Below are 22,543 nucleotides of genomic sequence, written 5' to 3' on the forward strand. Positions count from 1 at the left end.
GCCGGAGAACACCATGCCCCAATACGACACCTCGTTGCGCGAACTGATTGCCAAATGGTTCGGCCTGAACGACACACCGCATCTGCGAATCACGCGCCTGCATTGCCCCGGCGTTGATTGCGGCTGCGTGCGGGCAGAGCTGACGACATCTGTGCGCCCACTCGTCATCGTGTTCTTCCGGCATCAGGCCGGTTGCTGGAGACTGTTTCCGCCATCGCGCGCACGCCACCGATAGCGCCAATGCAGGCCTTTCTGCTGGAAGGCAACACTGACTTGCGGGCTGGTTGATCCGCATCAACCGGCTTTCCGGCCCACGCACGAATATCAAGGTTCGATCGGGACGTTGGTTGACGCGCGACCATGCGAAGGTGAAAAAGTGAAAGAGAGTTTGAAGCCGCAGCAGCAAAGGTTTTCGCTCTGGTACGCCGTCATCGTTGCGTTGAGCATGCTGGCGTTCCAAACGCTGTTCATGTCGGAGCAGGTCGACACCCTCCCCTACAGCGACTTCAAGCTCCTCTTGCATGCGGGCAAGATCAAAGACGTTGCCATTGGTGAGCAGGACATCACCGGCACATTCTCGACGGAAGGCATCGAAGCGTTGCTGACGCCGCAGCAGATCGAAGTCATCCGACGCACGGGCAAGGCCGATCATCCTTTCCAGACCCTTCGCGTAAATGACCCGGCCCTGGTTCCGGAACTGGAGGCGGCCAAGGTGCGGTTTGTCGGTCGGCCAGACAACAAATGGTTGAGCACGCTCCTGTCGTGGGTTGTGCCTGCGCTCCTGTTCTTCGCTGTCTGGAATTTTCTGATCCGGCGCATGGGTGGAGCCGCAGCCGGTGGGCTGATGGAAATCGGCAAGAGCAAAGCGAAGGTCTACATGCAAAAGGAAACCGGCGTGACCTTTGCCGACGTTGCCGGCATCGACGAAGCCAAGGAAGAGCTGTCGGAGATCGTCAGCTTTCTCAAAGAGCCACTGCGGTATCAGCTCTTGGGCGGCAGGATTCCCAAGGGCGTGTTGCTTGTGGGTGCGCCCGGCACGGGCAAGACCCTGCTTGCCAAGGCAGTGGCCGGTGAAGCGGGGGTGCCATTTTTCAGCATGAGCGGATCGGAGTTTGTCGAGATGTTCGTCGGCGTGGGCGCTGCACGCGTGCGGGATCTCTTCAGTCAGGCCGAGTCCATGGCGCCGTGCATCATCTTCATCGATGAACTCGATGCCCTGGGCAAGACACGTGCGTTCAACCTGGTCGGCGGCAATGAAGAGCGCGAGCAGACGCTGAACCAGCTTCTGGTCGAGATGGACGGCTTTGACAGCAACAAGGGCGTCATCATCATGGCCGCGACGAACCGGCCCGAGATACTCGATCCCGCCCTGCTTCGCCCTGGACGGTTTGACCGCCATATCACCCTGGATCGTCCGGACCTCAAGGGCCGGGAGCAGATCCTCAAGGTCCACGCCAGGAACGTCACGCTGGGGGCCGATGTCGACCTGAGCAAGATCGCCGCGCGAACGCCGGGTTTTGCCGGTGCCGATCTGGCCAACCTGGTCAATGAGGCGGCGCTTCTTGCAGCGCGCGAAGGTAAATCTGCCGTGGAAACCGCTGACTTTGACGAGGCACTTGACCGCATCGTGGGCGGCCCCGAGAAGAAGAGCCGTGTGATGAATGCCAAGGAAAAAGAGACGATCGCCTTCCACGAGGCGGGTCATGCCATCGTGGCCGAGCACCGGCCGCTGGCTGATCGCGTCTCGAAGGTTTCCATCATTCCAAGAGGTATCGCCGCCCTGGGTTACACACAACAGACGCCCACGGAGGACCGCTACCTGCTCAAGCGTAGCGAATTGCTGGACCGGCTCGACGTGCTGCTGGGCGGTTACGTTGCCGAGCAGATCGTGTACCACGACGTATCGACTGGTGCGCAGAACGACTTGCAGCGCGCGACTGACATGGCGCGCCAGATGATCACCCAGTTCGGCATGAGCGAGCAGCTCGGTCTGGCCACCTACGAGCAGACACCCAACCCGCTGCTTGCCGGTGCCGGCTTGATGCAGCGCGAGCGCAAGGAATATAGCGAACACACAGCGCAGTTGATCGATGCGGAAGTCCGCAGGGTGCTGACCGATGCCAGCGCACGCGTGACCGCCACGCTGGAAGGCCAGCGCTCCAAGCTGGAAGCGCTGTCGCGCATGCTGCTAGAAAAAGAGGTGGTTGACCGCCACGACCTGGACATGATTCTGGCTGGCAACGTGACGCCAATGCTGCCTCCGAAGTCAGAAGCGGGCTCCCCCGCCAGCGCCCCGGCACCGCTGCCCGCGCAACAACCGCATTAGCGAAATGACACACGCAACGCATACCGCCGGACACGTGTGTTTATGGCAGGAGGTTTGATTCAGCCCAAATTGCGTTGCGCTGCAGGAAGTACTCTGGGAATTGTCCACCGCCGCTGCGGTGTAGATTCTGGTCTGCAGCAGGCCGGAGGAACTCGCCCTCATAGGAGTCAACATGAAACAACGCTCTCAATCCGAACGAGTGCGGCCGGCACGCTGGAGCCCATTTGCCGTGGAGCCGATCCACACCCGGTATCGGCAACCTGACAAGGCACCGGCTGCAAGTTGCTGCCCGGTTTGCGGTGCTGTCTACCTCAAGGGCCGCTGGTTGTGGCGTAGTCCTCCTCCCGGGGCCGCTTCCTTGATCTGCTCCGCATGCCAGCGGGCCGCTGACCAGATGCCTGCAGGGCGAATCCAACTGTCGGGGGACTTTGAGGCGGCCCATCGGGAAGAGATTCTGGCGCTCGCCCGCCACCGCGAGGCAGATCTGCGCGCGGATCATCCGATGGAGCGCATCATGGCTGTCGAGAGCACGAGCAGCGGCACCAACATCTTGACGACCGGGTTTCATCTGGCGCGCGATATCGGCCATGCAATTCACCATGCATTCCACGGACACCTGACGTTTGACTATGGCAATGCAGAAACCGAACTGCACGTGAAATGGAGCCGGTAGCACCTCAATCCGGCCCCGGCTGGCGCGTATCAAGACACTGAAACCTCTGCGTAGCGCTGCTCGATCTCGGCGGCGCTACCCAGTTCGGTACCGGCATGGGGCAACGCTGCAGCAGCTGCGGCCATACCGTATCGAAATGCTTCCCGCATCTGCGCATTCCGATTAAGCGCCCACACCATTCCTCCCACTAAGCTGTCGCCCGCACCGATCGTACTGACGATTGACGTTGCGATGGCACCTGAGCGGACAACCTCTTCCTGTGTGACGAGCATCGCCCCGCCTGCGCCAAGGGTGAGCGCGATGGCATGCGCGTGCCCATTGCGGACAATCTCTTGAGCCGTCTGCATGCAATCCGCTTCCGTCTCCAACGCGCGCCCCGTCAGTTGTCGAAGCTCGTTCAGGCTGGGCTTGATCAGGTATGGTGCATGCGGCAACGCCGCGCGCAATGCCGGCCCCGAGGCATCCAGTACGACCCGGCAGCCATGAACCTTGGCTCTATCAATAACGCGTGCATAGAAATCTTCGGCGACCCCGAGCGGAAGGCTTCCGCTCAGCACGAGGTAGCGCGGCGCAGGTCGCAGCGCATCCAGGTAGTCCAGGCAGCGCTGCCATTCTGCTTCCGAGAGGACCGGCCCCGGCATTACGAACCGGAACTCACGGTGGCTGTACAGTTCCGTCACGGAAAAGTTCTCGCGTGTCTCTCCTTCGATCCCGAGGGCGACGAACGGCAGGCCCTCTGCCGACAGGAGACGTCCCAACCGCTCGGCCACCGGGCCGCCGGCAAGGTAAATGGCCAGGCACTCCCCGCCCAGGCGATGAACAACGCGGGCGACGTTGATTCCACCGCCTCCAGGGTCACAGCGCGCCGGGGTGCAGCGCATCTTGTGTGTGTCAGTCAAGCGCTCCACCGATGTAGCGATATCGATTGCGGGATTGACCGTAAGCGTGACGATTTCCGGCATTGCACACCTCAAGGGGCTACGGCAGGCAGCATGACAAGGTCTGCGCACCTGCCCGCATCGACATGCTCCTTTGCACCGATGAATCCATGCTAGCCAACACCGCTCCGATGGCGTTGATCGGCATCACGCCGAGCGCACCGCGTCGGGAACAACGCCTCTGGCTCAAGCAGCTAACCACCTCGGGAAACACGCCCCAACAGAAGGGCGAGGCAAGCCAGCCCGGAGACTTGCGTCAGGTCAACTCCGGCAATAACGAAGCGCCTACCCTGCAGTCATGTCAACCGGAGATCGTGATGCCACAGCCTATTGATGCAGCCTGTGATCTCGCCTGCGCCACCATGCGCGATGCCAGCCGCGCAGCCGAGCTCTTCGTCGATAGTCAGCTTCAGCTGGCACGCCTTCGCATCAAGATGGCGGAATCCGCGCTGGAGAATCTGTCCCAGCTGGAAGGTCAGTCGGACGCAGTCAAAGACTGGAGCGCACTGGCTTCTGCGCAGAGCGCCTACATGAAGCTCCAAGCCAACCAGAGTGCAAACGCAGTTCGCCAATGGGCCGACTTCCTCAATGACGCACAGCGCTCTTATATACGCCAGGCGACGGAGTGGAACGATCAGTTCCAACATCGCCCCGGAACGGCCGCGCCTCCCGCACAACTGCTGATCGCGTCCCTCGACTCTTGGCAGACGTTGGTCAACACCTTCAACGAGATAGCCGCGTCGGCTACGCAAGCCCGATCGCCGTCGCAACCACCAACGACATCCAAGAGCGCGCGCGGTGCGTGACGGCTGCCCTGGCAGATGGAAATGCGCGTGCAAAAAGCAACGCGCTACGCAGGCGTCGATCAAAGAGAGCTGTTTGATTGCTGTCAACGAGGGGCTCTGGCAGCCACCTATTCTTGAAAGAGCCATCGGGCAAGCACGTGATGGATGGAAACGGTCCGTGATCCAGCGGTTGCACTTGATTTGTTTACAGGAGCACAAAATGCGCAGAAAACTCATGATGACTCTGCTCGTCGTGGCGGCAGCTTCCACGTCGGCGTACGCACAAAGTAAGTCCGACACAGCACCGAACAGCGACGACCAAAGAGCCGGCAAAGTGAATCCCTACACGGAGGGCGCCAAGCAGGCCAAGCCCGATCCGTACACAGAGGGATCGAGACGCGGCAAGTTCGATCCATACACAGAAGGCGCAAAGGGCAAGCGCGACACCTATACGGATGGCGCCAAACAAGCCAAGCGCGATCCGTACACAGAAGGATCAAGACGCGGCAAGTTTGACCCGTACACGGAAGGTGCGAAAGGCAAGCGCGACACCTATACGGATGGCGCCAGACAAGCCAAACGCGATCCGTACACAGATGGGTCGAGGAGTGGCAAGTTCGATCCGTACACGGAAGGTGCGAAGAGTAAGCGCGACACCTATACGGATGGCGGCAACCAGACGAAGTAGCGGCACCTGGCTTGGCCTTGTCGGACTCCGTCTGGGCGCGTAGCGGCCGTCGTCCTCAATACAGCAGATAGGCGGCCCGCTCGGAAAGAAAGACATCGGTCTGCGCGATGACGGTGTGCTCGATCGCGTCCAGCGACACACCATCCCGAAGCATTGCCCAGACCGTCTCTGACCCAACGGAGGTACGGATCGCTTCCAGCTTGAAATGCTCCGGATAGCGCACCGACAGTACCCGGGCCAGTGCCAAACCGATGCGGCCCGGGCGCGTGAGCGCAGACGTCCGGTGGATCGCCACACCCGAGCACGAGCGGCCATGGTATGGCCCCTCCGCGGGAACAAAATGGACGGGCGTATAGGTGGCACCGGTATCCAGCGCATTGAGTTCTTGCGCGACCGCAGCGCCATCCATCCACGGTGCCCCGACCATGCCGAACGGCGCCGACGTGCCCCTACCCACGCTGACACTTGCGCCCTCGATCAGCCCCACATCCGGATACCGCTCCAAGGCAGCGAAGTCACGCAGGTTTGGCGATGGCGGAACCCAACCCAGCCCGGTATTGGCAAAGCGCATTGCGCGGTCGTACTGCTCCATGGCTACGACATGCAGTGCTGCGCCGATGTGCAGCTGGTCGTTCAGCAACCTGGCAAGCTCGCCGATCGTCATGCCGTGCACAAGCGGCAGAGACACGTAGTTCGTCAATGAGCGGTTTGCCGTATCGGATACCGGCCCACCAACGAGATCACCGCCCATCGGGTTGGGACGGTCCAGCACCAGCACGGGGATGTGGGCCGTCGCTGCGGCCTCCAGCGTCGCCCCCAGGGTGGCAAGGTAGGTAAAGAAGCGTACGCCAGCGTCCTGGAGGTCAAACACCAGGACGTCGATATCGGCCAGCGCGCTGCGTGGTATGTCCTTGCTGTTGCCGTAGAGGCTATGGACGACCACGTTGGAGCGCGCGTCAATGGTGTCACCAAAGCGCGCATCGAGATCGGTGCCAATGCCATGCTCTGGCGCAAAGATGGCGCTCAACCGCACACCGGGTGCCTGATTGAGTACATCAATGGTGCGCCGTCCCTGGGCATCGAAGCCACTGTGGTTCGTGACCAAGCCGACCCGCTTTCCGGCAAGCGGTGCGAAGCCGCTGGCCTCCAACACGTCGATACCGGATCGTACGGGACCGACCGCCATGGGTAGGCGGCTTCCGGCACTGATCACCGCATCGGCCATGGTCGGGGCGCGCGCCGCGATCTGTTCACCGGAGAGCAACGGCGCAGTGCTCGATACCAGGTTCAGCGCAGCCTCACGCAACGGCATGGCGTTACCCCGCTCGGCCGGATACAGCCGGCTTGTAAGCACAATCACGAATCGTCGCGTGACCAAGTCGATCCATAAGCCGGTTCCGGTATAGCCCAGGTGCTGAAGAAGTCCGGCACGCGGTGCGCGATAGCGGTTGGGGATCAACGGCGCCTGGACTTCCCATCCCAGCGTGCGCGTCGCCTCCACTGCTGTCGAACCGTCCGGCGTCAACAGCTGGGCGACGCTGGCCGGTTGCAAGATACGGTGATTCCCCAAGCGGCCCCCATCAAGGAGCATCCTGGCGAACCTGGCGAGATCATCTGCCGTGGAGAACAGGCCCGCGTTGCCGGAGACACCACCCAGTGCCGCGGCCGTCGGATCATGCACTTTGCCGCGAAGCCATCGTCCGTTGCGAATGATGGTTGGCGCGATGCGGGGAATCGCCTTGTGGCTCGGCCGGAACGCCGTGTCGCGCATGCCAAGCGGTTGGAAAATGTTCTGCGCACACCATGCGTCAAGCCCGATCCCACTGACACGATGGACGACCTCACCCAACGCGACATAGTTGAGATCGCTGTAGATGACACGATGCCCGGGCGCCGCAATCGGCGGCATGACCCCGATGGCGTGAAGCACCGTGGCGGGGCCCCGGAGTTCCGATTGGGCGGCCAGGCCTGGAGGCAGCCCCGAAGTGTGAGTGAGCAACTGCCGGATTGTGATGTGCGCCTTCCCTCCGTCTGCGAAGGCAGGCCAGTAACGGCTGGCCGGCGCGTCCAACTCCAAACGTCGGCGCTCGGCCAACTGCAGTACCGCCGTGGCCGTGGCCACTGCTTTGGTAAGGGATGCCAGATCGAAGATCGTGTCTTCCGTCATCGGCTCAGCGGCGGGTCCGTTGGATCGCTGACCCAACGCGACGCGTTCGCGCACCCCGCTGGCATCACCAATCGCTACGACCGCCCCGGCCACATTGCCGTCGGCAATCTGCGCGGCCACTACGGCTTCCAGATCGTGCATGGGCACAGGCGCACCCAGTGGCCCAAGCTCGTTGGTGACGGGGGCGGCCCGCCCGCTTTGCATGCAGGCCAACAGCACCGCAGCCAATGTCGCGACTATCGCGGCAAATCGGCTCGATCGTACCGATTGCGCGCGTTCCATAGCATCCACCCGTTGGTTCCCTCCGCATCGGCAGCATCGACTTGGGCGCGAATCATCTCGGCATTGAACTCACGATGATCAAAGGCATAGTCCCGGAACGCCTGCAGCCATGGCCGGAACCTCGCCCCCGGCAAACCTGTGCGCCGCTTCGCTTCGGCCAGGGAGTGCGAGACGATCTCGCCGGGCTTCTCGGTGGGTTTTCTGACGCCCGGCAAGCCCCATGTGAAACCTGATGGATAGAGCATGGGCGAAATGTAGTCGACCACAGCGCCCAGTGTGTTGATCTGTTGGCCGATCGCCGTGTCGTCGGTGTTCCAGCACACGTAACCGAAAATATCCGCCGCCAAGTAAATGTTGTATGGCCGCAGCCGCTCTCTCGCCTGCGCAAGAAAACCTGTCACGGCCGCAACCCGGTGTGCTTGCGTGTTGGCCTGATGGAAATGCAAGCCGTTGGCGTCCGGAAAACGCAGGTAGTCGAACTGGATTTCGTCGAATCCGAGTCTTGCCGCCTCTTCCGCCACGTCAAGCGTATTGGCCCAGGCGGCTTCGATACTTGGGTCGATCCATTGTTGATCTTCGCGATCGCGCCAGACCTCGCCATCGCGATCTCGCACGGCCCATTCCGGGTGCGCCAATGCCAGGCGGTCGTCCTTGAAGACGACAATGCGCGCAATCAGATACAGGCCACGTAGACGAAGTTGACGAATCAGGGCGGCAAACTGCTCGGTGCGGGCCGCACCGTTCTTCTGTACGGGCGTCACGCCCACTTCTGAACGGGCCGCACTCGGGTAAGGTGTGTCGCCGCGGTCGCCCTTCATGTCGATGACCAGCGCATTGATGGCCGTCTCGCCCTGTAGTGCAACGGCCGCATCACGCAAGGATCGATTGGATACGCCCTGTACCGACAGATAGACCGCCCGGGGCTTGATCTGCTTGAGCGCTATCTCAGTGGCGGGCTGTGCGCCGCCAAGCACCAGCTCGGCACGACCATAGCCGGGGGCGCGGATGCTGACCGTCTTGCGTGCATCCACTGCCGTGTCCGGAATGGCGACCAGGCCAGCAGCATCGGTCGTTCCGCTCTCGCCCTGAACGAATGTGATTGCGCCTTCCACGGGCAGATGGGTCTGTGCGTCGACCACGCGAAGCTCGGCGGCGCCGGCAACCTGCGCGCAAGAGAGCCACGCCGCTGCAAGCCAGAGGCGCAGACGGCTAGTCATGGTTGCCCCCGGTTGCATTGAGAATGTTCGTCATGCATTGCGCGCCACAACCATCGGTGATCAGGTATCGGGGCAGTGCCAGGGCGGGTTGAGACACTCGCAGTGGTTGCGCGTCCAGCGTGAAGGCGGCGGTGTAGCCCTCCTCCTGCGCGATGCGTTCCAGTTCAGGATCGTGGATGCCAAAAGGCCACGCCAGAAAATGCACCGGGACACCAATCTCTGTTTCGATGCGCACCTTTGCGCGGCGCAACTGATCATGGGCGAACTTGACGAAATCATCGGCGCTACGGTGCATTCGTTCCACGCGGAAGTTCGGATGCCAGTAAGTATGAGACTGCACGTCAAACTGGCCGGTGCGGGCCAACTCTTGTAACTGGAGCCAAGTCATCGCGTATGCGGCATTTGAGATGGCAGACGGGTACACAAATAGCGTCACAGGAATGCTCCGGCCGCGCAGCGCGGGCCACAACGTCTCGTACACGGACCGATGGCCGTCATCCACGGTAATGGCGACAGCCTTCGCCGGCAGCGCATCTTGCTTGCCTTCGTGCCAGCGCAGGATGTCCGCGAGCGGAACGATGCGATAACCGGCCGCCTCGATCGCACGCAGATGCGCTTCGAATGTCGGCATCCGAACCGTCATGCTGCTATCCACCGTCGATGCAAAGCGGTGATAGACGAGCACCACTACACTCGGCTGCACGGTGGGCATATCTGCGTTGGCGCTTGGGTACGCAATCATCAGAAGCGCGCAACACAACGAGAAGACCCAGGTTTTCATCAGCCGCAGCTCCGAAGGAGGATGGATGGCATGTCTCGCCTAACCCGCACAGCCTACGACTCGCGTGGTGTGCCGCGCAGCCAATGCCAAAGCAGCACCCCGCTGCCTGCCATGCCGCCCAGATGGGCAAAGTGCGCGACATCGACTTCGGTTCCGCTCACGCCGAGTGTCAGTTCCACGATCGCATAGAGCGTCGCAAACACCCACGCAGGCATCGGGATGGGTGGGATCAACGGCACGATCATGCGATTGGGAAACAGGACGGCATAAGCGAGAAGCAATCCGAACACGCCCCCGGAAGCGCCAATGACCGGCCCCGCCGGAAAAACGCTCAAGACCGTAAAAGCGATTTGCGCGAACGCCGCACTCAAGATGCTGGATAGATAAAGCAGCCAAGTCCGAGGCGCTCCCACGGCGCGTTCCACGTCGCGCCCGAACATGTAGAGGCCAAACATGTTGAGCGCCAGATGCGCGCCATTTGCGTGTAGGAAGGCGTATGTCAGCGGTTGCCACGGCATGAATCCGCTCCGCATGCCCTCTCCTGATATGCCGAGCGGCCAGAGCGCAAAGGCACGCAGCAACGCGTCTCCCGCAATGAGCTCTGCACCGAACACGGCCACGTTGATGAAGATGAGCAGCTTGATCATGAAAGCACCCCTGATCTCTGCCCACGATACGGCGGCGCGCGTGGGCCAGCTTGATCTCGCGCAAGCCGGTCCGACGGCGTGTCGTGGTTCCGCAAAGTCACAGGTTCCCTTGATGTGGCGCGAGGCCACGACACGGCCAGATGAAACGATGGACCCACGTGCACGCAAGAGGATGCCTCGTGCCATTGGACGCTTCCTATCGGTCCCCCGTGGGCCAGGCCATCGCGCCAATCTTTCCCAAAGCAGGCCCGTGCGCTGCAGCACGAACTGTTCACCGCATCCTTGGATGAGCTGGCTCGTGTTGCGGCGGCACACCGTATAAGCGAACTGCAGTTGCTCGCCCCCCTCAACGGCATGGCGCGCGATCGCCGTTATGGTTTGGCAATCACCAAGCCATGTGCCGATGCATTGATGCATTACCTGCTGGCAAGCGGCCTAGTCGACCAACCCGTCGTTTCCGGCAAGCTACCGGCGAGGACGCGACACCGTGGGAGACCTTGGTCTGCTCATCACAGGAAGAAAACGCGCCCAGATCATTGAGCATCTCGTGCACTACAACGACGTCGCCACTCGAATATCTGCTGCGGCGGACGATGTGAGAACCGAACTGGCACATCATCTGAGGTCGTCTGTATGTGCACCGCAACAAATCGCCTGCCGTGCCAATTGGCTTGATCCGTATCAAGGTGCCGGAAATCGTGCGATCAAGAATGAACGCATCGGTGTCAACACCGGCAACCCAACAACCGGAGCCTGACCATGAGCCTGCCAGTCGATATTTCGTTCCAGGGTATTCCGCATTCAAAGGCTGTCGAAGAAACGGTTGCCACCCTTGCAGACCGCTTGAAGCGTATTCGTGGCGATCTCATACGCTGCCGCGTCAGTCTTGCCGTGGGAGCCAAGCATCAACATCAGGGCAAGCCGTTCGACGTCCACGTCAACGTGCTCACCCCGCATCAGACGCATGTTTCGAGCAACAGCTCCAACGAGGACCCATATGTCGCACTTCGCGAGGCTTTCACGCACGTGGAACGCATGCTCGTCGAGGCCAACGACAAACGCGGATCACACTCTTGAGGCGTCGTGGTCGTGCGCATGCGCTATTGCATGTGCAAGCCACCATTCACGGCAACGTTGGCACCGGTAACGTAGGCGGCGTCCTCGCCGCACAGAAATGCCACCAGGGCAGCCACTTCTTCCGGCCGGCCGAGACGGCCTACCGGGATTTGCGGAAGAATGCGCTCTTGCATGATCTCGCTGGGAATATCGCGCGTCATTCGCGTGGCGAGATAACCAGGCGAAATCGTGTTGACGGTCACGCCCTTTGACGCACACTCGAGTGCCAGCGCCTTGGTGAACCCGTGTATGCCGGCCTTGGCGGCCGCGTAGTTCGTCTGCCCGAACGCGCCCCGCGATCCATTGACCGACGAGATATTGATAATGCGGCCCCAACCGCGCTCGATCATGCCTTCGTACAGCGGCTTGGTCATGTTGAAGACGGAGTCGAGATCGGTGGCCAGCACGTTCCGCCAGGCATCCAGCGTCATGCGCTTGAAGGTCATGTCCTGCGTGATGCCGGCGTTGTTCACGAGAATGTCGACGGGGCCTACCGTCGTGAGCACATCCGATGCGCATCGCTGGCAAGCGTCGTAGTCGGCCACATCCACTGCGAATGTCTGGAACAGACGTCCTTGGGCACGCTGTTCGGCCAGCCATGCGGTCACACGCGTATTGCGCAACGAATGCGTGACCACAACCCGATGCCCTTGGGCATGCAGACGGACGGCAATGGCTTCGCCCAGGCCGCCCATACCACCGGTGATGAGCGCAATGCGATATGTTGTCATGATGGCCTCATCGCGTCGTCGGGCGTGCGCCAGTGCGAGGGCAATCGCGCTTGCACAGCAGCCACTCGTCTGCTCCGGGTTCGATACGCAACCGGACAACGGCATCGACCGGCTGCGCGCCAGCGCGAATGCTCAGGGTCTGCATCACGCCCCGATACGCGGCCGTTATCTGATAACGCCCGCGCGGCAATCGCATATACAACAGCGGTCCTTCCGTGCGCACGCGCAAACGGAGCGTGCCGCGCTCGTCCGCAACCGACACGTCCACGTCCGATAACGCCTCGCCGGTTCTGGCCGACACCACGTTCAGCCGCACATTGAAACGACGTGCCATTGCGTGCATGGTGTCTCGCTCGTCGCTCCCCACACCGCCTGACACATAGGCGATCTCATTCTGGAAGCGAACCTCCGGGGCCGCCGCATCCGGTCCAGCTGCACCAGCGTGCGCGCTGGCGGCAAAAGCCAACGCGGCAAGAAGGCAGCGTGGCGAAAGACGACATGCCTTGCTCATCTCATACCTCATTGCTCTGCGGCCGGCTGACCGACCGTTTGTGCCAGTACTGGAACTTCGTCTTCATTGAGCGACAGGGCCTCTGCCAGAAGACGCTGATTGAGCCAGCCGCGCACCACGCAGCCCAGCCCCGCCGAGGCACAGTAAAGTGATACGTTCTGCGAGATTGCCCCTGCCGCTACGCCGGCAAAGGTTTCGCGCACCGCTCCGGGCATCTGGTCTGCACGCGCATGGTTCACCACGTACACCAGATCCAGCGGCGCCTTGCCGACAAAGTCCTGATATCCGGTGAGGTTGCGCGCGTCCACGGCGTGCTTGAGCCGCAAACGATGCGCCACCGGCTCGTATTCGTAGACGCCCTCTGGCAGCGCGACGTAGATGTCGATTTCATTCAAGCCATGCGCTGACGGCGCGGTGCGCCCGCCCGTTTCCGGCCGGTTGATGCCGTTCGCCGCCCATAGCAATTCGCTCAGTTGCTGCAGAGACAGTGGCGTCGGCGCGAACTCGCGCACGCTTTTTCGCTTGATCAGCGCCGCGGTCAACGTGCCACCGCCATCCAATAGCGGCGGCGCCAGTGCAATGGCTGCCGGCGCAGCGTGGGACGCTGGCGGCGGCAACAGATACTGCACAGGGTCATAAGACAGGAGCATCGCCTCGCTCATGGCATCCACCTCACAAAACTGAAAATCCATCGAACGTGTGTCGCCGCCTAGGCTGAGATGATCACCTTCAGCGCATGTGTCTGCGCAGCATTGCGGAACGTGTCGTAGGCGGTGAGGATGTCATCGAGCTTGAACCGGTGCGTGATGAGCTGCCCAGGCATCAGCTTCCCCGCACGCACTGTTTTAAGGAGCATCGGTGTGCTGACCGTATCCACGAGCCTCGTGGTGATGGCGATGTTCTGGCTCCACAAGGTTTCCAGATGCAGATCTGCCTTGACGCCATGCACGCCAATGTTCGCAATCACCCCACCCGGCGCAACGAGCTGCTGGCAGAGTTCGAACGTCGCGGGCACGCCCACCGCCTCGATTGCACAATCGACTCCTACGCCCTCCGTCAGCCGCTTCACGGCGGCAACCGCGTCTTCATTGGAGACATCAATGCAGGCCGTTGCGCCCAGCCGGCCGGCCACCTCCAGCCGCGCCGCGTTCGTGTCGATCATGATGATCTGCGCGGGCGAGTAAAACTGCGCCGTCAGCAACGAAGCCAGCCCGATGGGGCCGGCACCGACAATCGCCACGCTGCTGCCGGGCTGCACGCGACCGTTGAGCACGCCGCATTCGAATCCGGTCGGAAAGATGTCGGACAGCATGACCAGCGCTTCTTCATCGACGCCTGGCGGCAGTTTGTAAAGGCTGGTCTCGGCGTGCGGAATCCTGACGTACTCAGCCTGCACGCCGTCGATGCGATTGCCCAGGATCCAGCCGCCCGTCTCGCAGTGCGAGTACATGCCGCGCCGGCAGTTCGCACATTTTCCGCACGACGAGATGCACGAGATCAGCACGTGGTCACCAGGCTGGAGCGATGTCACCGCCGCGCCCACTGACTCCACCACACCCACGCCCTCGTGGCCCAGCGTGCGCCCCGACTCGCATGTCGGCACGTCGCCCTTGATGATGTGCAGGTCGGTACCGCAAATGGTCGTCAACGTAACGCGCACTACCGCGTCGCCGGGCGCCTGCAATTCCGGTTTCGGCTTGTCGGCCAGAGTGATCTTGCCGGGCCCTTCGTAGACGAGTGCTTTCATGGCAATCACCAAAGAGGACGATGACTCCATGCTAGGCAACCGCCCTGCGCGGACGTTGATCTACGTCAGGGCGCATGGCGGCAACCGCGCGATATTGACTTCTTGTATCCGGAGGCGAAACTGCGTATGGCCGAACAAGCCACCACCATTCCATGCACGCAGCCAGCGGAAGCCTTGGTCACACGCATGCTTGAGGCGGCAGCGTATCCGCACCCCGCTGCCGATCTGCAGATGATCGAAACCCATCTGTCGTGGGTCTTCCTGGCGGGCGATTTTGCATACAAGGTACGCAAGCCGATCAAGCTGGACTTCGTCGATTTTTCGACGCTCCGTGCGCGACAGATCGACTGCGAAGAGGAGTGCCGTCTCAACCGCCGCCTCGCCCCAGCGCTATACCTTGGCGTGGTGCCGATCTCGCACGATCCGGCCACGGATGCCATCCGCGTCAATGGACAAGGCGTGCCTTGTGAGTACGCGGTCCGCATGCGCCGCTTCGCCCAGCAAGACGTGCTGAGCACATTGGCCCATGATTCGCAGGTCCGCCCCGAAGAGATCGACGCGCTGGCCGACCTGATTGCAGACTTCCACGCAACCGCGCCTGTCGCCCGCGCCGGTTCAGACGCTGGAACACCTGCAAGCGTTCGGCGCACGCTTGAGGATTGCGCAGCGGGTGTCGTTGCCCTCAGCACGGAACCCCCGATTGCGGCGGCCACGATATCGCTGCTTCGTCAACACGCAAGTCGCCTCGAAGAGACATTTGCGTCACGCCTGCGCTGCCAGCACATCCGCGAATGCCATGGTGATCTGCACCTGGGCAACATCGTCTTGATCAATGGCCAGCCGACGCCGTTCGACTGCCTTGAATTCTCGCCGTCGCTCCGGTGGATCGACACCATGTACGACACAGCCTTTCTGTTCATGGACTTGCTCGCAGCGGGCCTGCATGCGATGGCGTATCGCCTGATCAACCGTTATCTCGAACGATGTGGCGACTATGGCGGGTTGACGGTACTGCCTTTCTACGCATCGATGCGCGCACTCGTGCGCGCCCGCGTGCTGCTGGAACGCGCCCATCAGTTGGACGGAACGCCCGATCTGGCTGCCAAGCCGCGCGCCGAGGCACGCCGCATGCTCGACCTATCTCGGGAGCTGCTCTGCCGAAACGACGCCTGCATTCTTCTCATGCATGGCCTTTCCGGCAGCGGAAAATCCACCCGCGCCGCACAGCTTGCCGAAGCAGAAGGGATGATCCGCGTGCGCTCCGATGTTGAACGCCAACGCGTCCAGCATGTCGCCGCCGTAGATCGTTACCTGCCCCGTGCGGTCGAACGTACTTATCGGCGTCTGGCCGCCGTTTGCAAGGTGGGCGCGAGGTCTGGTTTTCCGATGATTGCGGACGCGACGTTCCTGGCCGAGCATCAACGCAGACGTTTCTTCTCGCTGGCCCGGCGGTTGAGGGTGGCCGTGGCCATCGTGGACTGCGTTGCCGACGTCGACAGGCTGCGTATGCGCATCCGCAAGCGCATGCGCGGTGGGCTCGACGCATCCGAGGCAGATCTGCACGTGCTGGAGGCCCAGATCGCCACACAACAGCCTCTCAGTGCGGACGAGCGGGCACATGTGATACCTGACGAGATGTCGAACGTGGTGCCTTACATCAAAGGCAAAGGGCAATGATTCTGCACGGCCTGGCTCAGGCAACCAAGTGCCACGAGACCTAGCACTGCGGCGATGGTGTTTCACGCGCGGCCGCCAGTTTGCGCCATATCAACGCACACAACTGCAGAGTGCCTACGCTGCAGATGGAAACCTTATTCGGCGGCCCCGTTCACCTGTCCGCCAAGACCCCACCGGAGATCACAATGCAACAACCTGCTGATATGGCATGCAACCTGGCATGCGTCGCCATGCGCGATATGAGCCGCACCGCCAGCTTCATGCTCGAGGCGCAGATCGACCTGGCCCATTTCCGCCTCAAGCTGGCAGAGGCTGCGCTGGAAGATCTGCGTGCGTTGGAACATGAGCTGAGTGGCACGCATGACTGGACATCGCTGGCCGCTGCGCAGAGCATCTTCATGAAGATGCAATCGAGCCACGGTGCTAACGCTCTGAAGACATGGGCCGATTTCACGAACAAGCTACAGGCGGCCTATTTGCGTCGACTGACTGAGTGGACTCAGCAAATGCGGCAACCTGAAGGACAGACCTCTTCCTCGCAGTTGTTTGCCGCATCTTCCGATTCGCTGAAGGCCTTCTTTGACAGCTTCAACCACATGGCTCCGCCAGACTCCGAGGCGAAGAAGAACGGACTGGCCCGCCCAGCAAAGGGAAAAGCTGAACAGACCGCCTGATCGTCACACGCCTCGCCCGTATCGAGCACAAGACGACCGGCAGCCTCCAGCCGCCAGGCTGCCACCTCACTCCAGGAAACCCCATCCATGAATGCCGAGCCACTTTCTCTGAGCATGGATATCGTGGCGCACGACGCAGTGCTGGAAGGCACGTTGGACTGCCCCGGCAATGCAAACGGCCTGGTGATCTTTGCGCATGGCAGCGGCAGTTCGCGGCTCAGCCCGCGCAACCGGTATGTTGCCGATCAGCTTCATGCCGCCGGCTTGGGCACGCTGCTGTTCGATCTGTTGAGTGCCGAAGAGGCATCGCATGCCTCGTGCCGGTTCGACATCGACCTACTGGCGCGGCGTCTGCGTACAGCCACACGCGCGGTGGGCAGCATCGCCCGCGAACGCGGGTTACGCCTCGGGTATTTTGGCGCCAGCACCGGAGCCGCAGCCGCGATCCTGGCAGCGACCGAGTCGGACGACGCCTGCCCGATCGAGGCGGTCGTCAGCCGCGGCGGTCGGCCGGATCTTGCGGGCCCACGCGCACTGGACAAACTCGCCTGCCCGACCCTGCTGATCGTAGGTGCGGCCGATTCGGACGTTCTCGATCTCAACCGGCAAGCGCTGAGCCAGATGCATTGTGAGAAAGCCCTTGAGACGGTGCCGCACGCAACACACCTTTTTGAAGAAGAGGGTGCCCTCGAACAGGTGGCCGAGCTGGCGCGGGCATGGTTCGTCCGCTATTTGAGCGCTGCCACCCAACCCCAACGACACGCGAGGTAGCCCCGTGCGATTCAAAGATCGATTAGATGCAGCGCGCATGCTGGCGCAGGCGCTGGAAAAGTATCGGGACATGCACCCGCTGGTGTTGGCCATCCCAAGGGGTGCGGTTCCAATGGGCGCACTCATCGCACACGCACTCGGCGGTCAGCTTGATGTGGTGCTGGTTCGCAAACTCGGCGCGCCGTTCAACCCTGAACTGGCTGTCGGCTCTTTAGAAGAAGGCGGCTGGACCTACTTCGCACCCTATGCGAGCCGCATTGGCGCGGACACGACATACCTCGAACAGGAAAGCGCTGAACAAATGGAAGTCATCCGTCGGCGCCGTGCGCTCTATACCCCAAATCGCGGTCCGTATGACGTAGAAGGACGCGTTGTGATCGTGGTCGACGATGGGCTGGCGACCGGGGCTTCCATGAAGGCGGCACTCCACGCCATACGGCAGCGTCATCCGCAACGCCTCATCTGCGCGGTTCCCGTGGCGGCGCCGGACAGCCTGGACGAGATCCGACCGCTTGCCGATGAGGTCGTCTGCCTCTACGCGCCGCAGGGCTTCCGGGCGGTCGGTTTGTATTACGCCGACTTTCCTCAGGTGGAAGACGCCGAAGTGCGTGCTGCGTTGGACGTGGCCCCGCAAAGCGAGCGCCAGGCTGGCTGACATGCCCGCTCAATCCAGACCGTATCTGCGCACGTACCAGGCTTTCATCACATAGGCACACAACCCGTAGGCCACTATGATCGCTGCCAGGCACGGCCAGTACGCTGCCGGCAGCGGTACGAAGCCAAACAGCGCCCCGACCGATGTCAACGGCATGGCGACACCCACGCAAGCAATGGCGATGCTGGTCAGCACCAGAGCGGTACTTGCCCGACTTTGCACGAACGGCACCCTGGCTGTGCGGATGATATGGATGATGAGCGTTTGCGTGAGCAGCGATTCAACAAACCATCCGGACTGGAACAGCGCCGGATCCGCCCACGCGTGAAAGACGCCCAGCAGCAGCGCATAGGTCGCAAAATCAAACAACGAACTGACGGGCCCCATGTACAGCATGAACTTCAAGATGCTGCCGATCTCCCATCGTCGTGGTTTGACAAGGTAGTCCTCGTCTACATTGTCGGTCGGGATTGCGGTTTGCGAAAAGTCGTAGAGCAGGTTGTTGAGCAGAACCTGCACCGGTGCCATTGGCAGAAAGGGCAGAAACAGGCTTGCGCCCAGCACGCTGAACATGTTTCCGAAGTTCGAGCTGGCGCCCATCTTGATGTACTTGACGATGTTGCCGAACACCTTGCGCCCTTCCGTCACGCCCTCGCCCAGCACGGCCAGACTTTTCTCCAGCAGGATGATGTCGGCGGACTCCTTCGCAATATCGACCGCGCTATCCACGGAGATGCCGACATCCGCGGCCTTGAGCGCCGGCCCATCGTTAATGCCGTCGCCCATGAAGCCCACCACATGGCCCCGGCGGTGCAGTGCCTCGACAATGGCCGCCTTTTGCGCCGGCGATACCTTGGCGAACACCGACGCGCGCTCGGCTACCTCGGCCATCTGGTCAGGTGACATGGCGGCCAGCTCGGCGCCAAGCACCACCGGTTCCACGGCCAGCCCGACCTCGCGACAGATCTTGCGCGCAACAATGCCGTTGTCCCCGGTCAGGATCTTGACTGCCACGCCGCGGGCCTTCAATGCAGCAATGGCGGGGGCGGCCGTATCACGCGGTGGGTCGAGAAAGGCGATGTACCCGAGCAACGTCAGCCCCGACTCGTCTGCGACGACGTACTGGTTTTGCTCGGGCGGCATCTCCTTGTATGCAACAGCCACGACACGGAAACCGTCAGCATTCAGGTTCTCCGCCAGTTGCCGCGTATCTTGGAGGTGGCTTGCCTCCAGCGGGCCAGCCTCGTCGCCGCTCACGTAACGCGCACTGACAGCCAGCACTTCTTCCACGGCACCCTTGCAGATCAGCACATGTTTGCCATCGTCCTGCGCCAGCACCACCGACATGCGCCGCCGCTCGAAGTCAAACGGCAGCTCATCGATCTTCTGGAAACGCGCATGTACATCCAGGCGCTGTTCCAGCTCCACGTGCTTGAGCACGGCCACGTCCAGCAGGTTCTTCAGGCCGGACTGATAGAAGCTGTTAAGAAACGCATACTCCAGCACTTCATCTGATTCTTCACCGCGCAAATCCAGGTGATGCTTGAGGATGATGCGGTCTTGTGTGAGCGTGCCGGTCTTGTCGGTGCACAGCACATCCATCGCACCGAAATTCTGGATGGCGTTGAGCCGCTTGACGATGACCTTCTTGCGCGACATGGCAATGGCGCCCTTGGCCAGATTGACGGTGACGATCATCGGCAGCATCTCGGGCGTCAGACCAACGGCCACGGCCACCGCAAACAACAGCGCCTCGAACCAGTTGCCCTTGGTCAGTCCATTGATGAGAAAGACCGTGGGCGCCATCACCAGGATCAGCGTCAGCATCAGCCAGGTGAACCGGGTAATGCCGCGATCAAAGCTGGTCTGCTCGCGTTGCCCGGCAATCAGGTTCGCCACATGACCAAAGGCGGTCCGGCGGCCGGTGGTCAGGACAACGCCCGTCGCGTAGCCGCTCACCACGGCGCTGCCCATGAAGCACAGATTAGGTCGATCGAAATCTGCCGCAGGTTGACTGTCGGAAGGTTCCGCATGCTTTTCCTGCGGCATAGCCTCACCAGTCAGGGCCGACTGGTTGACGAACACATCCTTCGCGCTGAGCAGCCGCAAGTCCGCCGGCACCATGTCGCCGGCGGAAAGCTGCACGATATCGCCCGGCACCAGTTGCTCGATCGGGATTTCCTGGCTTGCTTCGGCGCCGTCGGAACCGATGCGCCTTACCGTTGCCATTGTGTGCACCATGCGACGCAGTGCCTCCGCCGCGCGGTTGGAGCGATGCTCCTGCAGAAAGCCCAACACAACGCTCAGTACCACCATGACGGCAATCAGCACCGCCGCCCGTATATCGCCCAACACCGCCGAGACGCCCGCCAGCGAGATGAGCAGCACATTCAGCGGATTGACCGAGCGGCGCACCAGCTCACTCAGCACAGCCTCGTGATGGCCGTTGGCCACGCGGTTGAGCCCGTGTTCACGCAGGCGCTGTGCTGCGGCTTCCTGCGTCAGGCCGTGCGTCTGGGTCTGAAGCCGGCCCAGCACGTCCTGTGAGGCAAGCACCGACCACATCGAGAGATCGTCGGCGGGCAAATGCGGAGACGGCACGGGCATGATGCGCATGGGAAATTGCGTGCAAAGCACCTGGATGTGCAAACCATTAGAGCGCAGGACGCGCGCCGGGCTTTGACGCAACTCAACGCTCGTCGTCACCCCGGCGGTTGCTGTGCGTGTCCCGCTACCAGCGGTTCAATGCTGGCGCCACGCCAACCCCCGCCCAGCGCAAGGAACAGCGCCACGGTGTCTTGCAGCCGCTGTGCACGCACTTGCAGCGTGCCAAGCACGGCTTGCTGATACTGCAGGTCGGCACTCAGCACCTGCAGATAGTTAGCAACACCGGCACGGTAGTTCGCGTTGATCTCTTCCAGGGTGGCACTTGCGGCCGCCAGTGCGCGCAACTGTGCGTCAAGCTGCGCTGCATCGTGTTCAAGTGCCCTCAGCACATCGGCCACCTGTTCGAACGACGAGAGCACCACCTGCCGATAGCCGGCATCGGCGGCCTGCAAAGCCTGCCGGGATGCGGAACGACGGAAATACAGGGTGCCGCCCTCAAACAGCGGGGCGGCAAGGCTTGCCCCCACGCTCCAGGCGCCGGCTTTTGCGCCAAACAGATCTGCGCTGCGACCGCTCATCCGGGCGTAGTCTGCGCTCAGGGTCAAACTGGGCAGCATCGCCGCCGTTGCAACACCCACCTCGGCGCTGGCTTGGTGCAGGCGTGCCTGTGCGGCCAGAACGTCGGGCCGCTGGCGCACCAGTTCAGAGGGCACCAGTCTGGGCAGGTCCGCCGGCAGTTGCAGCCCGTTGAGCGCAACGTCTACGGGGTCTGTCTCCGAAGGAAATCGGCCGGCCAGCACCGCCTGCAGATGCGCAGCCTGGTCACGCTTTTGCTCCAGCGGCGGCAGTGATGCCTCCAACGACGCCAATTGCGCAGCCAGGCTCAACTCACTGGCATGCGCCGTGACGCCGGCTTCGACCTGCGCATGTGCAATCTCCACCTGCTCACGCACCACGGCAATCAGGCTGCGCGTGGTGTCGATTTCCGCCCGATAGGCGGCATGGGCAATCACGGTGTTCACCAGATTGCCGGTCAGGGTGAGGTAGGCAGCGGCCACTACATACCTTTGCTCTTCCGCCTGCGCCGCCAGTGCTTCCACCGCACGCCGATTGCCGCCAAAGATATCGACCGCGTAACTGATGGATGCCCCCAGTGTCCACAGCGTAAAAAGGCTTGGCGCGCCGGTCTGCCCGAGCCTGGCGGGCACCGCTGCCTGACGTGACACATCGGCTGATCCAGCCACCTGCGGATAGAACACTCCAGCGCCAGCTCGCAACAAGTCTTGCGCGGCGCGCAGGTTTGCTTCTGCCTGCTGCAGGCTCGGGTTGGCCGTAATGGCTGCTTCCATGGCCTGATCAAGCGCAGGACTGCCGAGGGCGTGCCACCAGTCTGCAGGCACTGTGGCAGCCGTGAAGCGCTGCGCAATGCCATCTGCAGAGGCAGCCTGGGCAGGATCGCCATCATGAAGATAGCGATCGACGCCGGGCGCAGGCGGTGCGTGAAAATCCGGTCCGACGGCACAGCCCGAAACCATCAGCGCTGCGGCCAT

Annotated in this window: 22 protein-coding genes; 11 read left to right on the plus strand and 11 right to left on the minus strand. The window is 62.0% G+C overall.

Annotation, left to right across the window (positions count from 1 at the left end):
- Positions 1-13 precede the first annotated feature (13 nt).
- The 3 genes from ACEN9T_RS02175 (at position 14) to ACEN9T_RS02185 (ending at position 2,999) form a co-directional block, all read left to right on the plus strand.
- Entirely contained in the window at positions 14-235 is a 222-nt protein-coding gene (locus tag ACEN9T_RS02175; RefSeq protein WP_092975562.1) for a hypothetical protein, read from the plus strand.
- Between the two features lie 153 nt (positions 236-388).
- Positions 389-2,326: an ATP-dependent zinc metalloprotease FtsH gene (ftsH, locus tag ACEN9T_RS02180; RefSeq protein ID WP_413706586.1), complete on the plus strand. Its 1,938-nt coding sequence runs from the start codon at positions 389-391 to the stop codon at positions 2,324-2,326.
- A gap of 229 nt (positions 2,327-2,555) precedes the next feature.
- Complete coding sequence (locus ACEN9T_RS02185) at positions 2,556-2,999, plus strand: BCAM0308 family protein (RefSeq protein WP_254775714.1); 444 nt, start codon at positions 2,556-2,558, stop codon at positions 2,997-2,999.
- Positions 3,000-3,028: 29 nt separating this feature from the next.
- Here the strand turns inward: ACEN9T_RS02185 and ACEN9T_RS02190 are convergent, their stop codons facing one another.
- On the minus strand, positions 3,029-3,961 hold the full coding sequence (locus ACEN9T_RS02190) for a 1-phosphofructokinase family hexose kinase (protein WP_413706288.1): 933 nt from the start codon (positions 3,959-3,961) through the stop codon (positions 3,029-3,031).
- 86 nt (positions 3,962-4,047) lie between these two features.
- Here ACEN9T_RS02190 and ACEN9T_RS02195 point away from each other — a divergent pair, with 86 nt between their 5' ends.
- Both ACEN9T_RS02195 and ACEN9T_RS02200 read left to right on the plus strand, forming a co-directional pair.
- Positions 4,048-4,743, plus strand: coding sequence for a hypothetical protein (locus ACEN9T_RS02195; protein ID WP_413706289.1), 696 nt, complete (start codon positions 4,048-4,050; stop codon positions 4,741-4,743).
- Between the two features lie 73 nt (positions 4,744-4,816).
- A complete protein-coding gene (locus ACEN9T_RS02200; RefSeq protein WP_413706290.1) occupies positions 4,817-5,410 on the plus strand; it encodes a copper resistance protein CopQ in 594 nt (197 codons plus the stop codon).
- Positions 5,411-5,465: 55 nt separating this feature from the next.
- Here ACEN9T_RS02200 and ACEN9T_RS02205 read toward each other — a convergent pair whose 3' ends face one another.
- From ACEN9T_RS02205 to ACEN9T_RS02220, 4 genes are read right to left on the minus strand one after another with little or no spacing between them, the layout of a single operon-like run.
- Positions 5,466-7,859, minus strand: a complete 2,394-nt coding sequence (locus ACEN9T_RS02205) for an exo-beta-N-acetylmuramidase NamZ domain-containing protein (protein WP_413706291.1) — start codon at positions 7,857-7,859, stop codon at positions 5,466-5,468.
- Positions 7,814-9,094: a putative glycoside hydrolase gene (locus ACEN9T_RS02210; RefSeq protein WP_413706292.1), complete on the minus strand. Its 1,281-nt coding sequence runs from the start codon at positions 9,092-9,094 to the stop codon at positions 7,814-7,816. The genes ACEN9T_RS02205 and ACEN9T_RS02210 overlap by 46 nt, the downstream gene beginning before the upstream one ends.
- Positions 9,069-9,857, minus strand: coding sequence for a polysaccharide deacetylase family protein (locus ACEN9T_RS02215; protein ID WP_092975187.1), 789 nt, complete (start codon positions 9,855-9,857; stop codon positions 9,069-9,071). The genes ACEN9T_RS02210 and ACEN9T_RS02215 overlap by 26 nt, the downstream gene beginning before the upstream one ends.
- A gap of 53 nt (positions 9,858-9,910) precedes the next feature.
- The gene (locus ACEN9T_RS02220; RefSeq protein WP_413706587.1) at positions 9,911-10,504 is read right to left on the minus strand and encodes a rhomboid family intramembrane serine protease; all 594 of its coding nucleotides are present in this window, start codon (positions 10,502-10,504) and stop codon (positions 9,911-9,913) included.
- 487 nt (positions 10,505-10,991) lie between these two features.
- Here ACEN9T_RS02220 and ACEN9T_RS02225 point away from each other — a divergent pair, with 487 nt between their 5' ends.
- Positions 10,992-11,261, plus strand: a complete 270-nt coding sequence (locus ACEN9T_RS02225) for a hypothetical protein (protein WP_413706293.1) — start codon at positions 10,992-10,994, stop codon at positions 11,259-11,261.
- 2 nt (positions 11,262-11,263) lie between these two features.
- A complete protein-coding gene (locus tag ACEN9T_RS02230; RefSeq protein ID WP_413706294.1) occupies positions 11,264-11,581 on the plus strand; it encodes an HPF/RaiA family ribosome-associated protein in 318 nt (105 codons plus the stop codon).
- A 23-nt stretch (positions 11,582-11,604) separates the two neighbouring features.
- Here the strand turns inward: ACEN9T_RS02230 and phbB are convergent, their stop codons facing one another.
- The 4 genes from phbB to ACEN9T_RS02250 all read right to left on the minus strand — a co-directional run bounded on the left by phbB (position 11,605) and on the right by ACEN9T_RS02250 (position 14,609).
- Positions 11,605-12,351: an acetoacetyl-CoA reductase gene (phbB, locus tag ACEN9T_RS02235; RefSeq protein WP_413706295.1), complete on the minus strand. Its 747-nt coding sequence runs from the start codon at positions 12,349-12,351 to the stop codon at positions 11,605-11,607.
- A gap of 7 nt (positions 12,352-12,358) precedes the next feature.
- Positions 12,359-12,694 carry a carboxypeptidase regulatory-like domain-containing protein gene (locus ACEN9T_RS02240; RefSeq protein WP_254775717.1) on the minus strand — a complete coding sequence of 112 codons (336 nt, stop codon included), beginning with the start codon at positions 12,692-12,694 and terminating at the stop codon, positions 12,359-12,361.
- Between the two features lie 176 nt (positions 12,695-12,870).
- Positions 12,871-13,524 (minus strand): nitroreductase family protein, encoded by a 654-nt coding sequence (locus tag ACEN9T_RS02245; RefSeq protein WP_413706588.1) that lies wholly within the window; start codon positions 13,522-13,524, stop codon positions 12,871-12,873.
- A 47-nt stretch (positions 13,525-13,571) separates the two neighbouring features.
- The gene (locus tag ACEN9T_RS02250; protein WP_413706296.1) at positions 13,572-14,609 is read right to left on the minus strand and encodes a zinc-dependent alcohol dehydrogenase family protein; all 1,038 of its coding nucleotides are present in this window, start codon (positions 14,607-14,609) and stop codon (positions 13,572-13,574) included.
- 126 nt (positions 14,610-14,735) lie between these two features.
- On the opposite strand from ACEN9T_RS02250, the gene ACEN9T_RS02255 reads away from it, so the two are divergent.
- From ACEN9T_RS02255 to ACEN9T_RS02270, 4 genes are all read left to right on the plus strand, one after another.
- Positions 14,736-16,286 carry an AAA family ATPase gene (locus ACEN9T_RS02255; RefSeq protein WP_413706297.1) on the plus strand — a complete coding sequence of 517 codons (1,551 nt, stop codon included), beginning with the start codon at positions 14,736-14,738 and terminating at the stop codon, positions 16,284-16,286.
- A gap of 185 nt (positions 16,287-16,471) precedes the next feature.
- Positions 16,472-16,960, plus strand: a complete 489-nt coding sequence (locus ACEN9T_RS02260; RefSeq protein WP_413706298.1) for a hypothetical protein — start codon at positions 16,472-16,474, stop codon at positions 16,958-16,960.
- Between the two features lie 87 nt (positions 16,961-17,047).
- Positions 17,048-17,731, plus strand: a complete 684-nt coding sequence (locus tag ACEN9T_RS02265; RefSeq protein WP_413706299.1) for a dienelactone hydrolase family protein — start codon at positions 17,048-17,050, stop codon at positions 17,729-17,731.
- A gap of 4 nt (positions 17,732-17,735) precedes the next feature.
- The gene (locus ACEN9T_RS02270) at positions 17,736-18,386 is read left to right on the plus strand and encodes a phosphoribosyltransferase (protein ID WP_413706300.1); all 651 of its coding nucleotides are present in this window, start codon (positions 17,736-17,738) and stop codon (positions 18,384-18,386) included.
- A 9-nt stretch (positions 18,387-18,395) separates the two neighbouring features.
- Here the strand turns inward: ACEN9T_RS02270 and mgtA are convergent, their stop codons facing one another.
- Both mgtA and ACEN9T_RS02280 read right to left on the minus strand, forming a co-directional pair.
- Positions 18,396-20,993 (minus strand): magnesium-translocating P-type ATPase, encoded by a 2,598-nt coding sequence (gene mgtA, locus ACEN9T_RS02275; protein ID WP_413706589.1) that lies wholly within the window; start codon positions 20,991-20,993, stop codon positions 18,396-18,398.
- 95 nt (positions 20,994-21,088) lie between these two features.
- The gene (locus tag ACEN9T_RS02280) at positions 21,089-22,543 is read right to left on the minus strand and encodes an efflux transporter outer membrane subunit (RefSeq protein ID WP_413706301.1); all 1,455 of its coding nucleotides are present in this window, start codon (positions 22,541-22,543) and stop codon (positions 21,089-21,091) included.

Origin of the sequence: Ralstonia sp. Ralssp110 (assembly GCF_047325135.1) — a bacterium.
GTDB lineage: Bacteria > Pseudomonadota > Gammaproteobacteria > Burkholderiales > Burkholderiaceae > Ralstonia > Ralstonia mojiangensis.

Coding starts and splice junctions, on each gene's coding strand:
- ACEN9T_RS02175 (WP_092975562.1), top strand. CDS start 14: ATGCCCCAATACGACACCTCGTTGCGCGAACTGATTGCCAAATGGTTC.
- ACEN9T_RS02190 (WP_413706288.1), bottom strand. CDS start 3,961: ATGCCGGAAATCGTCACGCTTACGGTCAATCCCGCAATCGATATCGCT.
- ACEN9T_RS02195 (WP_413706289.1), top strand. CDS start 4,048: ATGCTAGCCAACACCGCTCCGATGGCGTTGATCGGCATCACGCCGAGC.
- ACEN9T_RS02205 (WP_413706291.1), bottom strand. CDS start 7,859: ATGGAACGCGCGCAATCGGTACGATCGAGCCGATTTGCCGCGATAGTC.
- ACEN9T_RS02210 (WP_413706292.1), bottom strand. CDS start 9,094: ATGCAACCGGGGGCAACCATGACTAGCCGTCTGCGCCTCTGGCTTGCA.
- ACEN9T_RS02215 (WP_092975187.1), bottom strand. CDS start 9,857: ATGAAAACCTGGGTCTTCTCGTTGTGTTGCGCGCTTCTGATGATTGCG.
- ACEN9T_RS02220 (WP_413706587.1), bottom strand. CDS start 10,504: ATGATCAAGCTGCTCATCTTCATCAACGTGGCCGTGTTCGGTGCAGAG.
- ACEN9T_RS02230 (WP_413706294.1), top strand. CDS start 11,264: ATGAGCCTGCCAGTCGATATTTCGTTCCAGGGTATTCCGCATTCAAAG.
- phbB (WP_413706295.1), bottom strand. CDS start 12,351: ATGACAACATATCGCATTGCGCTCATCACCGGTGGTATGGGCGGCCTG.
- ACEN9T_RS02240 (WP_254775717.1), bottom strand. CDS start 12,694: ATGCACGCAATGGCACGTCGTTTCAATGTGCGGCTGAACGTGGTGTCG.
- ACEN9T_RS02245 (WP_413706588.1), bottom strand. CDS start 13,524: ATGAGCGAGGCGATGCTCCTGTCTTATGACCCTGTGCAGTATCTGTTG.
- ACEN9T_RS02250 (WP_413706296.1), bottom strand. CDS start 14,609: ATGAAAGCACTCGTCTACGAAGGGCCCGGCAAGATCACTCTGGCCGAC.
- ACEN9T_RS02255 (WP_413706297.1), top strand. CDS start 14,736: ATGGCCGAACAAGCCACCACCATTCCATGCACGCAGCCAGCGGAAGCC.
- ACEN9T_RS02260 (WP_413706298.1), top strand. CDS start 16,472: ATGCAACAACCTGCTGATATGGCATGCAACCTGGCATGCGTCGCCATG.
- ACEN9T_RS02265 (WP_413706299.1), top strand. CDS start 17,048: ATGAATGCCGAGCCACTTTCTCTGAGCATGGATATCGTGGCGCACGAC.
- mgtA (WP_413706589.1), bottom strand. CDS start 20,993: ATGCCCGTGCCGTCTCCGCATTTGCCCGCCGACGATCTCTCGATGTGG.
- ACEN9T_RS02280 (WP_413706301.1), bottom strand. CDS start 22,543: ATGGCCGCAGCGCTGATGGTTTCGGGCTGTGCCGTCGGACCGGATTTT.